This window comes from Candidatus Palibaumannia cicadellinicola (assembly GCF_001269425.1).
GTDB classification, from domain to species: Bacteria; Pseudomonadota; Gammaproteobacteria; order Enterobacterales; family Enterobacteriaceae; genus Baumannia; species Baumannia cicadellinicola_A.
Genome location: NZ_CP011787.1, coordinates 343,054 through 358,516 on the forward strand (window position 1 = coordinate 343,054; position 15,463 = coordinate 358,516).

The 15,463-nt window shown below is 33.0% G+C and carries 10 protein-coding genes, 1 tRNA gene and 2 pseudogenes; 6 read left to right on the top strand and 7 right to left on the bottom strand.

Translation table 11 applies throughout. The features are described from left to right. Positions 1 to 25 precede the first annotated feature (25 nt). On the bottom strand, positions 26 to 2,308 hold the full coding sequence (gene nrdA / locus AB162_RS01590; RefSeq protein WP_053096903.1) for a class 1a ribonucleoside-diphosphate reductase subunit alpha: 2,283 nt from the start codon (positions 2,306 to 2,308) through the stop codon (positions 26 to 28). Positions 2,309 to 2,481: 173 nt separating this feature from the next. Further along, entirely contained in the window at positions 2,482 to 3,216 is a 735-nt protein-coding gene (ubiG, locus tag AB162_RS01595) for a bifunctional 2-polyprenyl-6-hydroxyphenol methylase/3-demethylubiquinol 3-O-methyltransferase UbiG (protein WP_053096905.1), read from the bottom strand. Positions 3,217 to 3,396: 180 nt separating this feature from the next. On the opposite strand from ubiG, the pseudogene gyrA reads away from it, so the two are divergent. The 3 genes and pseudogenes from gyrA to ddlA all read left to right on the top strand — a co-directional run. Then, positions 3,397 to 5,946 (top strand): annotated as a pseudogene (gyrA, locus tag AB162_RS01600) (DNA topoisomerase (ATP-hydrolyzing) subunit A); the annotation flags it as partial. A 261-nt stretch (positions 5,947 to 6,207) separates the two neighbouring features. Continuing rightward, on the top strand, positions 6,208 to 7,221 hold the full coding sequence (locus AB162_RS01605) for a porin (RefSeq protein WP_156213989.1): 1,014 nt from the start codon (positions 6,208 to 6,210) through the stop codon (positions 7,219 to 7,221). Between the two features lie 55 nt (positions 7,222 to 7,276). Next, positions 7,277 to 8,377, top strand: a complete 1,101-nt coding sequence (gene ddlA / locus AB162_RS01610; protein ID WP_053096911.1) for a D-alanine--D-alanine ligase — start codon at positions 7,277 to 7,279, stop codon at positions 8,375 to 8,377. A gap of 15 nt (positions 8,378 to 8,392) precedes the next feature. On the opposite strand, the gene AB162_RS01615 is transcribed toward ddlA, so the two are convergent. The 4 genes from AB162_RS01615 to nfo form a co-directional block, all read right to left on the bottom strand. Beyond that, positions 8,393 to 8,466: transfer RNA gene (locus tag AB162_RS01615), tRNA-Pro, on the bottom strand. Positions 8,467 to 8,511: 45 nt separating this feature from the next. Further along, positions 8,512 to 8,796: a 50S ribosomal protein L25 gene (gene rplY, locus AB162_RS01620; RefSeq protein ID WP_053096913.1), complete on the bottom strand. Its 285-nt coding sequence runs from the start codon at positions 8,794 to 8,796 to the stop codon at positions 8,512 to 8,514. 203 nt (positions 8,797 to 8,999) lie between these two features. Continuing rightward, the gene (mepS, locus tag AB162_RS01625) at positions 9,000 to 9,566 is read right to left on the bottom strand and encodes a bifunctional murein DD-endopeptidase/murein LD-carboxypeptidase (RefSeq protein ID WP_053096915.1); all 567 of its coding nucleotides are present in this window, start codon (positions 9,564 to 9,566) and stop codon (positions 9,000 to 9,002) included. A gap of 58 nt (positions 9,567 to 9,624) precedes the next feature. Then, positions 9,625 to 10,488 carry a deoxyribonuclease IV gene (gene nfo / locus AB162_RS01630; RefSeq protein ID WP_053096917.1) on the bottom strand — a complete coding sequence of 288 codons (864 nt, stop codon included), beginning with the start codon at positions 10,486 to 10,488 and terminating at the stop codon, positions 9,625 to 9,627. A 241-nt stretch (positions 10,489 to 10,729) separates the two neighbouring features. On the opposite strand from nfo, the gene AB162_RS01635 reads away from it, so the two are divergent. Together AB162_RS01635 and folE are read left to right on the top strand one after the other, a co-directional pair. Beyond that, on the top strand, positions 10,730 to 12,175 hold the full coding sequence (locus AB162_RS01635; RefSeq protein WP_053096919.1) for an amino acid permease: 1,446 nt from the start codon (positions 10,730 to 10,732) through the stop codon (positions 12,173 to 12,175). A gap of 120 nt (positions 12,176 to 12,295) precedes the next feature. Next, positions 12,296 to 12,961 (top strand): GTP cyclohydrolase I FolE, encoded by a 666-nt coding sequence (gene folE, locus AB162_RS01640; protein ID WP_053096922.1) that lies wholly within the window; start codon positions 12,296 to 12,298, stop codon positions 12,959 to 12,961. On the opposite strand, the gene dcd is transcribed toward folE, so the two are convergent. Beyond that, on the bottom strand, positions 12,962 to 13,570 hold the full coding sequence (gene dcd / locus AB162_RS01645; protein ID WP_053096924.1) for a dCTP deaminase: 609 nt from the start codon (positions 13,568 to 13,570) through the stop codon (positions 12,962 to 12,964). A gap of 175 nt (positions 13,571 to 13,745) precedes the next feature. Here dcd and metG point away from each other — a divergent pair. Continuing rightward, positions 13,746 to 15,425: pseudogene (gene metG, locus AB162_RS01650) on the top strand (methionine--tRNA ligase); the annotation flags it as partial. Between the last annotated feature and the right edge of the window lie 38 nt (positions 15,426 to 15,463).

Consider the following 15,463-nt stretch of genomic DNA (forward strand, 5'->3'; position numbering starts at 1 on the left):
GCGATACAGGTAAGGTAGATTACTGTTAAATTTTGCATGCATCACTTTCACAATCTTCTTGTGAATTAACCTGTATATCTTCTTGTATCTCTTTTGCACCATCACGTGTATTTTGGTAGTATAGTGTTTTTACACCAAATTTATAGGCTGTCAGTAAATCTTTTAACAGCTGTTTCATGGGTACTTTGCCATTGGGAAAACGAGATGGATCATAGTTAGTATTAGCAGATATGGACTGATCAATAAACTTTTGCATAACTCCAACTAAGTGTATATAACCATCGTTGCTCGGCATATCCCATAAAAACTCGTAAGCATTATGTAATCTCACAGATTCCGGAACTACCTGACGTAGAATCCCATCTTTAGAGGCTTTAATACTTACCTGACCTCGTGGTGGCTCAATACCGTTAGTAGCATTAGAAATCTGCGAAGATGTTTCAGACGGCATTAATGCTGATAAAGTAGAATTACGCAGACCAGATTGTTTAATATTATTACGTAATTCTTCCCAGTCATAATGCAGCGGTTCGCTGACGATACTATCTAAATCCTTTTTATAAGTATCTATTGGTAATATTCCCTGTGAATAAGTAGTTTCATTAAACAATGGACAGGCACCACGTTCTCTAGCTAGCTTATTAGACGCTTTTAGTAGGTAATACTGAAGTGCCTCGAATGTACGATGTGTTAAATTATTAGCGCTACCATCAGAATATCGTACTCCATTTTTAGCTAAATAATAAGCATAATTAATAACACCAACCCCTAGAGTACGACGACCTATTGCGCCATGTTTAGCTGATGGAATCGGATAATATTGGTAATCTAGTAGCGCATCAAGGGCGCGTACCGTCAGCATAGTAAGTTCTTCGAAATCATCAAGATTTTCGATAGCACCTAGATTTAATGCTGATAAAGTACATAGAGCAATCTCTCCGTTGTCTTTCTGAATATTCTCAATAGGTTTTGTAGGTAACATAATTTCTAGGCATAAATTAGACTGGCGAATTGGTGCAACTTTGGTATCAAACGGACTGTGGGTATTACAGTGATCTACATTCTGCACATAAATTCTTCCTGTAGAAGCACGTTCTTGCATCATGAGTGAGAAAAGTTCCACAGCCTTAATACTAATTTTTCTGATATTCGCATCTTGTTCATACTTGTAGTATAATTTTTCGAATTTTTCTTGATCAGCAAAAAATGCATCATATAGTCCAGGAACCTCTGACGGACTAAATAAAGTAATATTTTCATCATTTACTAAGCGTTGATACATTAATTTATTAATTTGAACACCGTAATCCATGTAGCGAACTCTGTTTGTATCTACGCCACGGTTATTTTTTAATACCAGTAAACTTTCTACTTCTAGATGCCAAATAGGATAAAATAAAGTAGCTGCTCCCCCACGCACCCCTCCTTGGGAACAAGACTTAACAGCAGTCTGAAAATGTTTATAAAAAGGAATACAACCAGTATGAAAAGCCTCCCCACCACGAATTGGGCTCCCTATAGCACGAATTCTGCCAGCATTAATGCCAATACCAGCACGTTGGGAGACATATTTTAATATTGCACTAGATGTTGCGTTAATTGAATCTAGGCTATCGCCGCACTCAATTAATACGCAAGAACTGAACTGACGGGTTGGGGTACGTACCCCAGACATAATCGGGGTCGGTAATGATATTTTAAATGTTGAGACTGCATCATAGAAACGCCTAACATAATCAAGACGGTTAATTGGTGGATAACTAGAAAAAAGGCAGGCGGCGACTAGCATATAAAGAAACTGTGCGCTCTCATAAATATCTCCAGTCACTCTATTTTGTGCAAGATATTTTCCTTCTAGTTGTTTTACTGCAGCGTATGAAAAATTCATATCACGACAGTGATTAATAAAACTATCCATCTTAACGAATTCTTCAAAACTATAATCTTCTAATAAATGTTTATCGTACTTACCCATTTTTACTAGACGCAAAACATGATCATATAATTTTGGTGGCTCAAATTTTCCGTAAGCTTTTTTACGTAGGTGAAGTACGGCTAGTCGCGCAGCCAAATATTGATAATCAGGTGCCTCTATGGATATTAGGTCAGCAGCTGCTTTAATAATTGTTTCATGGATATCAGAAGTTTTGATGCCATCGTAAAATTGAATATGAGAACGTAATTCTACTTGAGACACAGAAACATTAGAAAGTCCCTCAGCAGCCCAGTTTATTACCCTATGAATTTTATCCAGATTAATGTTTTCTTTGCGTCCGTCGCGTTTAGTAACTAGCAGACTTTGGCTCATGCGACTTTTTACCTGTCTGTATGACCCTTATGGGTGATTGCTTAATGTTAATAAATAACAAGATAGTGATAAAGAGACTTTAATGCAAGTTAATCAGTATTGTTCAATATATTTATTAATTTTAATATAAGATTTGCTTATTTAGCATATATATATAATTTATTAGCTAATTATCATATTATATATTTTGTATGAAGTATATAATTTAGCTTAATATTATTATTAAGTATAAATTTTTCACATACTGGATTATATTGCATACCAATAATATGCTGCTCACACAGATCAGTTTCGTCAACCCAGTTTAGTAACTCAGCTGGCTTAATAAATTTATTTACATCATGGGTTCCGTACGGAACTATACTCAATAAATATTCAGCGCTACATATAACCATAAACCAAGCTTGAAAATTTCTATTAATTGTAGAGAAAAAAACATCTCCCCCAGGGGAGATTAGTCTGGCGCAACTATGTACAATAGAGGCAGGATTAGGTACATGTTCTAGCATCTCCATACAGGTAATGACGTCGTAACAGCCAATGTGATTTTTAGAATGATTTTCAACGGTATGCTGAATATATTTAATATTTAAGCCACTAGATAAAGCATGTGATCTAGCGACCATTATAGTCGATAAACTTATATCTATACCAGTTACTTCAGCACCTTCACTAGCCATTCCTTCTGCTAGAAGGCCGCCCCCACACCCTACGTCTAAAATTTTTTTACCAAATAATCCACCGGAACGATTAAGTATATAGTCTAAGCGCAGAGGATTCATACTATGAAGTAACTTGAATTCCCCATCTTTGTTCCACCAATTATAGGCAAGAGCATTGAATTTATCAATTTCACTTAGGTAAACATTTTCCTGCTGTAAAAAACTAAAATTATCTTTATAGTTCATATTAATTTAATAAACCTAAATTTAGTAATAATTTATAATAGGTATAAAATATACTTTTCCATAGAAAAACATTATTAATCATAACTAGACCTATAAAAATCTAATTTTTGTTACAAATGTGGTATACTTAAGAAGACAAGCTTCATGATTATTTATTATGAAAGGAAGGATAGCTGCTTAATGATTAATATTGCTACAGCTAAAGAAATAATACCAATAAGTATCGAAGAAGAACTAAAAAGATCTTATTTAGATTATGCTATGTCAGTTATTATAGGACGTGCGTTACCAGATGTTAGAGATGGACTAAAACCAGTGCATCGTAGGGTATTGTTCGCTATGAGAGAACTAGGTAATGATTGGAATAAACCTTATAAAAAATCCGCACGCGTGGTAGGTGATGTGATTGGAAAATATCATCCTCATGGTGATACTGCGGTATATGACGCAATAGTGCGTATGGCACAGCCCTTCTCATTACGTTATATGTTAGTAGATGGTCAGGGAAATTTTGGTTCCATTGATGGAGACTCAGCGGCAGCAATGCGTTATACTGAAGTGCGTATGTCTCAGATAGCCCATGAGTTACTAGTCGATCTAGATAAAGAAACTGTAGATCATATTGCTAACTATGACGGCACTGAATCTATTCCTGAGGTTCTACCAACAAGAATACCCAATATTTTAGTGAATGGATCTTCTGGTATAGCGGTTGGTATGGCAACTAATATTCCTCCACATAATATGGCTGAAGTTATTGATGGATGTTTAGCATATATAAACAATGAAAATATTAGTATACAAGAACTAATGAAACATATTCAAGGTCCTGATTTTCCTACTGCTGCTATTATTAATGGCAGGGTTGGGATTGAAGATGCGTATCGAACGGGGCGTGGTAAAATATGTATTCGTGCACGTGCAACAGTAGAAACTGACTTAAAAACTGGAAGAGAAATAATAGTAGTGCGTGAAATTCCTTATCAAGTAAATAAAGCACGCCTAATAGAAAAAATAGCTGAATTAGTGAAAGATAAGCGTATAGCAGGAATTAGCTTCCTACGCGATGAATCTGATAAAGACGGCATGCGCATTGTAATTGGAATTAAACGTGACGCTGTTGCTGATATAGTACTTAACAAACTGTATTTAATTAGTCAATTACAGGTATCGTTTGGTATTAATATGGTAGCACTACATAAAGGTCAACCGAAAATTTTATCACTTAAGGAAATATTATCTGCTTTTGTGAGTCACCGCAAAGAAGTAGTAACTCGTCGTACTATATTCGAATTACGTAAAGCTAGTGAGCGTATTCATATTTTAGAAGCGCTAGCTATAGCGCAGGCAAACATTGAGTCGATTATAAAACTGACTAAACAAGCTAATACGCCGGTAGAAGCCAAGACAAAATTAGTAGGATCAGCTTGGGAGCTAGGTATTTTTCTCTCTATGTTGAATAATGGTACTAGTAATAATAATGATGATCCAGTACGTACTGAAGCATCAGAGTATGGTATCCATAATGGTAGTTACTACCTGACAGAAAAGCAGGCACAATCTATTTTAGATTTAAGATTGCATAAGTTAACATGCTTAGAACAGCATAAATTAATGATAGAATATCAAGAAATTTTGACTAAAATGGTTGATATGCGCTGTATATTAAATGATCCCAAACGCCTAAGAGAAATTCTTATAGAAGAATTAAATATGCTAAAAATAGAGTATAATGACAGTCGTAGAACTGAAATTACTACAATACATTCTGATTTATTTATGGAAGATATAATTAATAAGGAAGATGTTGTTGTTACTCTATCATACCAAGGTTATGTTAAGTATCAGCCATTAAAAGACTATGAGGCACAACGAAGAGGCGGAAAAGGAAAATCCGCAGCACGGATGAAGGAAGAGGATTTTATCCATAGCTTACTAGTAGCTAACACTCATGATACTATTCTGTTATTCTCTAGTCTAGGTCGCATGTATTGGATGAAAGTATATCAATTACCAACTGCAAGTCGTGGTTCTCGTGGACGACCTATTGTTAATTTACTACCGCTAGAGCAGAATGAACGTATTACTACTATTCTGCCAGTACGTAAGTACGAAGAAGGACTTAATATTTTTATGGCTACTGCTAGTGGGACTGTTAAAAAAACCGCATTAACTGAATTCAGCCGTCCACGTAGTACTGGAATTATTGCCGTTAATTTACATGGAGGTGACGAACTGATAGGAGTTAATTTGACAAATGGTAGTAATGAAGTGATGTTATTTTCCGCGTATGGTAAAGTAGTACGTTTTTCAGAAAGTCAGGTGCGTAGTATGGGACGGACTGCCACTGGCGTACGAGGCATCAACCTCGCAGAAGGTGATAAGGTAGTTTCACTGATTGTGCCACGGGCCGATGGTCATATTCTGACAGTCACCAGGCATGGTTATGGTAAGCGAACCGCTCAAGTTGAATACCCAACTAAATCACGTTATACACAGGGTGTGATATCTATCAAAGTTAGCGAACGTAATGGAGAGGTAGTAGGCGCTGTTCAGGTCAATGATAATGATCAGATTATGCTGATCACTGATGCCGGAACATTAGTACGTACTAGAGTTTCTGAAGTCAGTATTTTTGGTCGTAATACTCAAGGTATTACAATTATACGCACTGCTGAAGCGGAACATGTAGTAAGCTTACAGCGTGTAGCTGAACAAATATATGATGATATAAGGAGTTTAATTAACAATAAATAATAAAAATTCATTTATTAAAACTACTGTATAAAATTAATTTTAATTACATTATTTTATTTAAAAAATAAATAACTAAATGAAAATACAATTACCTATGAACAGAAAAATGAAATTTTGTACTATGCTAGTTTTTTTTTCATTACTAGCATAACTAATGCTACAGACATATATCATAAAAATAATTTTGAATTATATGGAGAATTACATAATAATTATACAACTTATAAAAAACTAATGTTAGGAATTAACGATTATAAGCAAAATGAAATTAATAATTTCATTAATTGTGATAAAGCTGTGTTTTATTATGGATTACATGGCAAGACAAAAATTAGTGATAAATTAATAGGTTTTAGTAAATGGGAATACAAAACTTTATTACTTGATAAAGAAACTAGTAACGTGATTGGCTTTACCGGTATAGATTTAAGTCATTTGGGTAGTATAGATTATGGTAAAAACTATACATTACTGTATGATATTTCATCTTTTACTAAAGTCATTCCGAGATGTAGTAACGATATTAGTGATATGTCACTAGACAATATATCAAGCTTTACAAATAGTATGTTGACTTATCGTAATAGTAATGTTTTTGGTTTAATAAAAGGTTTAAACTTTGCTATACAATATCAGGGGCACCCTGATCGTAGTGTATTGAGTGATAAAAAATCCAATAATGGCTATGGTGCGTCTATATCGTATAATTTTAACGATTACTTAACAGGCGCGATAGCTTATACAAACAACACCAGCTTAATGTGGCAACGTCCGATAATAAAAAATATTATTGATTATAATGATTTTAAAAAACATAATAATATTAATTATGATGATCAAGCCTTCTATGTAGGGCTAAAATACGATCAAAATAATATTTATTTAGCTGCAATATATGGTGAAACCAATTCTCTTCTGCCATTTAGTAATTTCTCTCCATCAAAATTTGACTTGAGTATTTATGATGTTACCAGTAGGGTAAATAATACTGAGGTTGTAGCGCAGTATACATTTGATTGCGGTATAAGCTCATATATGAATTACCTATTATCACGGGGAGTCATAGGTCATAATGATTCTAGTATTAATTTAATTAGGTATCTAAAACTAGGTTTAAGCTATCAAATAAATCCATCTATGTTAGCTTTCATTAACTATCGCTTTAACATACTTAATTCTGAATTTTATCGTATAGCTAAAATGTATACTGGTAGTATAATAACTTTGGGCATTAGCTATAAGTTTTAAAATTATTTTCTGATTTTATTATGTTAATAGAAAATAATAATTAATAGGAAAATGTATGGCTAGGTTACGCGTAGGGCTAATTTTTGGTGGTCATTCAGCAGAACATGAAATTTCACTACAATCTGCTAACCATATAGTTGATATGATCGATAAAAATAAATTCGATGTTATACTGCTGGGTATAGATAAAGAAGGACAGTGGCATTTACAAGATAATTTAGATTATTTAATAAATTATGACAATCCGAAATATATTGCTCTCAAAAAAAGCAATAAAAATATTGCCATCATTCCTGGACGTAAGCAGCATCAATTAGTTAATATCGATACTTTAGAGGCATTAAGCCAACAACTAGACGTAATTTTTCCCATTGTGCATGGCACTTTAGGTGAAGATGGTAGTATGCAAGGACTGCTGTGTATGGCAAACCTACCTTTTGTTGGCTCTCCCGTACTTGGGTCAGCTGTTAGTATGGATAAAGATATTGCTAAAAGATTATTACGTGATGCAAATATTACGGTAGTACCGTCTATTACCATTACCAGTGCAAACTATGAAAATTTTAGTTACGATAAAATAATAGATAATCTAGGTCCTTCGTTATTTATCAAACCTGCCAATCAAGGTTCATCAGTAGGCGTATCTAAAGTTACAGATCGTATTAGCTTTGATAAAGCACTAACTTTAGCTTTTAGATTTGATAATAAGGTATTAGTTGAATCAACTATTCAGGGTCGTGAATTAGAATGTGCAGTATTAGGTAATAATAAACCACAGACTAGTGTATGCGGTGAGATTATTTTAAGAGAACCATTCTATTCTTATGAAAAAAAATATTTTAGTACGTATGGTGTACAGATAGTAGTTCCAGCTGATATTAACAAAGAAATAAGTAATACTATTCGCTGTGTCGCCGTAAATGCATTCAATGCACTTAACTGCGCCGGGATGGCTAGGGTTGATTTTTTTCTTACTGATAAGAATCAAATATTAGTTAACGAGGTAAATACTTTACCTGGCTTTACTAAGTTTAGTATGTATCCTAAATTATGGCAAGCTAGCGGGGTTAGTTACACAGAACTAATTAGCCGTTTAATAGAGTTAGCTATTGAGCGTTATGATGAAAATAAGCATAGATTACAACAATTAAATTAACTATTTAATTGTTTGTCGGCATGAGAGGATTCGAACCTCTGACCCCCGCCACCCCATGACGGTACGCTACCAGGCTGCGCTACATGCCGCAAAAAATTAGTTAAAACATTTAAAATAATCCTTACTATTACTTACTAGACTATTATAAAATCTATGTGTGTTATTTTTTGTTTAAATGGATGACGTTGTATTGACCATATTTTAACTATGATTTTGTTGCCATTAATTACTAATGCAAGCTGGTCGTTGTAAAAGCTATTTTTATTTTCGTTATGCATAATTATTTGGTTATCTAGTGTTATAGCGACTGGTGTGGTTTGACTGCCATAAATAATAGCTGGTAACTTATTAAGTCGACGTAGTCTACGGCTTGCACTGGTACCATTGTATTTGCGGGGTTCAGCATAAATAGTTAACATACATTTTCCTGTTTAAGTAAACTTAAACACATAGCCACATATTTAGGTAAATATTATACTATTTTTTACCAAAAATTATATTAATTTTAGTTTTATTAGCAATTGTTAAATAATTAACAATTATTTTTTCAAAGTGAAGTCACTATCTTCCTTACTGATTACTTACAGTAATAACATCAAAATAAAAAAACAAAAAAAGTTGATTATTTAACTGTAAGTATCCTCCGTCCTTCATAATAATAAGCTTTCCAGTACAAATTATTAATATTAGATATTATAACACCCCTGCTAGTAGAGACATGAACAAATAGATCGTTCCCTAAGTAAATTCCTACGTGATTAGCGGTAGCACTAATACTAAATAGCACTAAATCACCTGGTAATAGCTTAGTACGCTGAACTTTAATTCCTATTTTTTTTTGATCTTTAGTTGATCTTGGAATGTGTATATTGAACTGTTCAATAAAAGTTCTTTGTACAAAAGCAGAGCAATCTATACCACTTTTATAGATTCCGCCTAACTTGTAACGTACTCCTTTCCAATTATAATATTGATTCATAATTTTAGCTTGAATTGTAAAGTTACGAACTACTTCTTCACAGTTTGAATTTTTCTGTTTATATAGTTGCATAAATAAATTATTTGAATGAGTGATAGTATCAATAGTAGGTCTATACTGATGATAATTACTACAGATAGCTGCTATATTGAAAAAAATAATTAACTGTTTAAGTAAAATACAAATATACTGATATTTAATAAATATCATATTCATCCTACAAATTATTTAAATAATAATAAATATATAATATATAGGTATAGGTTAATTAATTAGTATTAGTATCGGAAACTAAATTGGTTTTTAACCAAGCAATTTCCTTTGACCAAATATTAGGATTGATCGTTTCTAAAATCATAGGAATGTTATCAAAATTTTTATTAGCCATTATCCACATAAATACTGTTTTGCCTATATTGCCTTTACCTAAGCTTTGGTGGCGATCAATTTTACTACCATAATCAACTTTAGCATCGTTTAAATGCATACCACGTAGGTATTTAAAGCCAATGATATCATCAAACTGATTGAAGGTGACATTACATGTTGTTTCTGTACGTAAATCATACCCTGCAGCAAAGGCATGACAAGTATCAATACAGATCCCGATCCTATTTTTATCATTTACTTGCCTAATTATTTCTGCGAGCTGTTCAAAGCGAAAGCCCATATTACTACCCTGGCCAGCAGTATTTTCAACTACTAAAGTTACGTTTACTGTTTTATCTAATGCAATATTTATAGAATCTGCTATAATATTTAAGCTAGTTTCTTCATTCATCTGCTGTAAATGGCTACCTGGATGAAAGTTAAGTAGATTAATACCTAATTGATCACAACGACGGATTTCTTCAATAAAAGCAGCACGAGATTTTTCCAGCTGATATTTAACTGGATGACTAAGATTGATGAGGTAGCTATTATGTGGTAAAATTTGATCCTTATTATAATGATACTCAGCACAAGCAGCACGGAAACAGTCTATAGCTTTTATTGTTAAAGGCGCAGTGTTCCACTGAAGATTATTTTTAATAAAAAAAGATAAAGCCGTGGCCTGTAATGCATTGGCGCGGATTACAGCTTTATATAACCCATCAGTTGCACTAACATGTGCACCAATAAACTTTCCCATTATCAATATACTCCAAATAAATAATATATATTCGTTATAACAGTTTGATTATTTATATAAAAGCTTTATGATGAGTATTGAATTCTATTCAATAGCGTTTATTTATTAATTTCAGTATAGCTTAAAAAGCTACATATAACTCATTATTATAAGTAAATTACTAGTATCATACATTACCAGTAAGTAATAAATAATATTATTAATAATATATATTTTATTTTGATAATTTTTACATTAAATTATGGTTGATAAAACTCACTGTCTACGTCGTACACTAAAAACCCGTCATATTACTATGATAGCTCTTGGTGGTTCTATCGGTACTGGATTATTTGTTGCATCAGGGGTCTCTATATCACAAGCTGGTCCTGGCGGTGCGTTAGTATCATATATGCTTATTGGTCTTATGGTTTATTTTTTAATGACTAGTTTAGGTGAACTAGCAGCTTATATGCCTGTATCTGGTTCTTTTGCAACTTATGGCTCTCTCTATGTAGAAAAAGGATTTGGTTTTGCACTTGGCTGGAATTACTGGTACAACTGGGCTATAACTATAGCTGTAGATCTAGTAACTGCACAAATAGTTATGGGTTACTGGTTTCCAGTAACCCCTGGTTGGATCTGGAGTATTTTGTTTTTATGCATAATTTTTATACTTAATTTCATTTCAGTAAAAGGTTTTGGTGAAGCTGAATATTGTTTTTCTTTAATTAAAGTAACTACAGTTATTGTTTTTATCATTGTAGGCATACTGATGATATTAGGGATTATAAAAGGAGGAGCGCAAGATTGTTGGCATAACTGGCAGATAAATGATGCACCATTCGCTGGTGGTATTGCTACTATAATAGAAGTAGCAATGATAGTTGGTTTCTCGTATCAAGGCACAGAATTAATTGGTATTGCTGCTGGAGAGTCGGAAAATCCTGGTACTAATATTCCACTTGCTATGCGGCAAGTATTTTGGCGCATTATGCTATTTTACGTACTATCTATATTAATAATTAGTATTCTTATTCCCTATACTAGTTTAGCTATATTAGACAATGAAGTGAACAATATAACTGTTAGCCCATTTACCTTGGTATTCCGTAATGCTGGGCAGCTGTCTGCTGCCGCTATCATGAATAGTGTAATTCTTACTACTATTTTATCATCTGGTAATTCTGGGATGTATGCATCAACTCGTATGCTCTATAATCTAGCAATAGAAGGTAAAGCTCCTAAAATTTTCGCAAAATTATCTAAAAATGGTATACCACTTAACGCGCTATATATTACTACCTTAGTTGCTGGATTATGTTTTATCTCATCGATATATAGTAATAAAACAGTGTATTTATGGCTTATTCATACCTCTGGTACTACTGGTTTTATTGCTTGGTTAGGTATTGCGGTTAGCCATTATCGTTTTCGCATAGGTTTAAAAAAACAGGGACTTAGTTTGGATAAGTTACCATATCGTGCTGGATTATTTCCATTTGGCCCGGTATTTGCTTTCATATTATGCATATTAATTACCTTTGGCCAACATTATAAAATATTTATAGCGGATAGCATTGATTGGAAAAATGTTGTTACTAACTATATTGGTATTCCATTATTTTTTTTAATTTGGTTAAGTTATAGATGGTATCACGGTAGTAGCATTGTACGCTATGAAGATATGATTTTTCCCCATGTTTGAGCTTGTAGTTATTATTGTTCTCACTATCAGAGATGCTAATAAAAATTATTTTGAAATAAATTGCACTTTATTATCGATAATCGCTTAGTAGCATTTTATTGTCTGCTTTAGGGATACAAAATGGTAATGCTTACAAAAGAAGCGTCGATGGTACGTAAAGCTCTACAGGAACATGGACTAGAACCGTTACTGCGTGGAAATAATATATTAGACATTGAAGTACGTAAAAGAAATATTGCTGAACATTTTAAAAAAATAATGATGTTGCTTAATCTGGATCTAATGGATGATAGTTTAGCAAAAACACCATATCGTATTGCAAATATGTATATTCATGAAATATTTTCTGGCTTAGATTATGCTAATTTTCCAAAAATTACTGTTATCTCTAATAAAATGAAAGCAGATGAAATGGTAACAGTACGCGAAATTAACTTAACTAGTACCTGTGAGCATCACTTTTTGATAATTGATGGTAAAGCTACAGTGTCCTATATTCCTAATAATTTCGTTATAGGACTATCAAAAATTAACCGTATAGTATGGTTCTTCGCCCAACGTCCACAAGTTCAAGAACGACTAACACAACAAATTTTATTAGCACTACAAACTATATTAGGAACAAATAACGTTGCAGTATCTATTTATGCTGTTCATTATTGCGTAAAAGCACGCGGGATTTGTGATACAACAAGTATTGCTACTACTACTTCATTAGGAGGTTTATTTAAATCTAGCAATAATACACGTAATGAGTTTTTTAGTATTATTAAAAATAATAATTAACTAATAAATAATAAAATTAATAATTTTTATTTCCTGATCTATCCTACTTGCAATAGCTCCATGCTGGTTACAATATTTAGCACTATTGCGTAGGTTATATGGTCGTGCTGCTGTTCTACTCAGAAACTCGAAACTTAGTGCTGCTATTAGCATACCTGGGCGTAATACTAAAGGTAATTTACCAGAATTATAGAATTCTAGCACAAGATTTCCCTGCCAGCCTGGATCTATTCTGTGTGCTGTAACATGCACCATTAGTCCAAGTCTAGCTAAAGATGAACGACCATCTAGCCAACCAATTAAGTTAGCAGGCATAGTTATATACTCCATGGTAACGGCAAGCGCCAACTCACCAGGATGAAGAAAAAATGCCTCTTTTTCTGTTAGCCTAATTTCATCACTCATAATTTTATTAATAGCTGTAGTTATTTTATTTTTTGGTCCGCTCAAGTCAACAAATGCAGCAGTATGACCGCTAAAAATTCTAAATTTATTTCCTAATAGGACATCTACAGTAGCTCCGTTAATTCTTTCCCTTGGTGGACGTGGACTAATTTTTAGTCTTCCTTCATCTAATAATAATTCAATATCACTATCACATAGTCTCATGGCTTGTCTTCTCAATTAATATAAATCTAATAGTAGTAAATAACTTATTTAATCTAAAAAATAGATATTTATTATCTTTTTATTTATTAATATTTGTACTTAACTAATAAATATGCATACAATACATTATCTTTAATGATCCAATTCCACTTAACCTTAACCAATAACTATTTACATAGTTAAGTTACAATTAAAATTTAAATTAAATTTATACCATGAAAGAAGTAGCGCAAAAAAAATATTAGTAACCTGTGCGTTACCGTATGCTAACGGTTCTATCCATCTAGGTCATATGCTTGAACATATTCAAGCTGATATTTGGGTACGTTATCAGAGGATGCGAGGTAATAAAGTATATTTTATTTGTGCTGATGATGCTCATGGTACGCCAATTATGCTTAAAGCACAGCAGTTAGGCGTTACTCCAGAAGCAATGATAAATGAAATTCACCAAGAACATAAGAGAGATTTTGCTAAATTTGACATTAGCTACGACAATTATCAATCCACCCATAGCGATGATAATAGAGAATTATCAATTTTAATATATCAACGTCTTAAAGATAATGGTTTTATTAAGAATCGTACTATTTTCCAGCTATATGATCCTAACAAGAGAATGTTTTTACCTGACCGTTTTGTTAAAGGTTGCTGTCCTAAATGTCATTCACCAGATCAATATGGTGATAATTGCGAACTATGTGGAGCAACTTATAATCCAGTGGATCTTATTAATCCAAAGTCCACATTATCCGGCATAACACCAGTACTGTTAGAGTCAGAGCATTTTTTCTTCGATTTACCAGCTTTTAGTGACATGCTACGAGCATGGACCTTTTCTGGTACACTACAAGAACAGGTTGCTAATAAAATGCAAGAGTGGTTTGATCTAGGCTTACAACAATGGGATATTTCTCGCGACGCACCCTACTTTGGTTTTGAAGTACCAGAAGCTCCTGATAAATATTTCTATGTTTGGTTAGATGCGCCTATTGGCTATATTAGCACATTTAAAAATCTTTGCGATAAACGTAATGATATTATTTTCGATGATTTTTGGGGTATTGATTCTAAGGCAGATTTATATCATTTCATAGGTAAGGACATTGCATATTTTCACAGTATTTTTTGGCCAGCTATGCTAGAAGGTAGTAATTTCAGAAAACCTACTAATTTGTTTGTTCATGGTTATGTTACTGTCAATGGGACTAAAATGTCCAAATCACGTGGCACATTTATCAAGGCTAGTACTTATTTAGCTAATTTAGAGGCTAGTTACTTACGTTATTATTATGCAGCAAAATTATCATCGCGTATTGATGATATAGATCTTAACTTAGAAAATTTTATTTATAAAGTCAATGCTGATATTGTTAATAAAGTCATAAACCTAGCTTCTAGGAATGCAAGTTTTATAATTAATATTTTTGATAGTACGCTTTCTGCTCAAATTGAAGATCCGCTTCTTTATAAAAAATTTGTTAATGCTTCAGTCTCAATTGGAGAAGCATTTCATCACAGAGAAACCAGTCGTGCTATTCGTGAAATTATGTCTCTAGCAGATATAGCTAATAGCTATATTCATAAAAAAGAACCATGGGTAGTCGCTAAGAAGATCAATGACAGGCAGCAGCAGCAATATTTGCATAATATTTGCTCTATGGGAATTAATTTATTTCGCTTACTAATGACTTATCTGCAGCCAGTATTACCTGCTGTAGCCCATAGATCTGAACAATTTTTGAATACGCAACTAAATTGGGAAAATATGGTCATACCCCTGACCAATCATAGAATTAATAAATTTAATACATTACTTAAGCGTATAACAAGTAGTCAGGTAAAAGCAATGCTTTCTTATGAAGACAATTATAAATTGTAGAATAAGCAGCT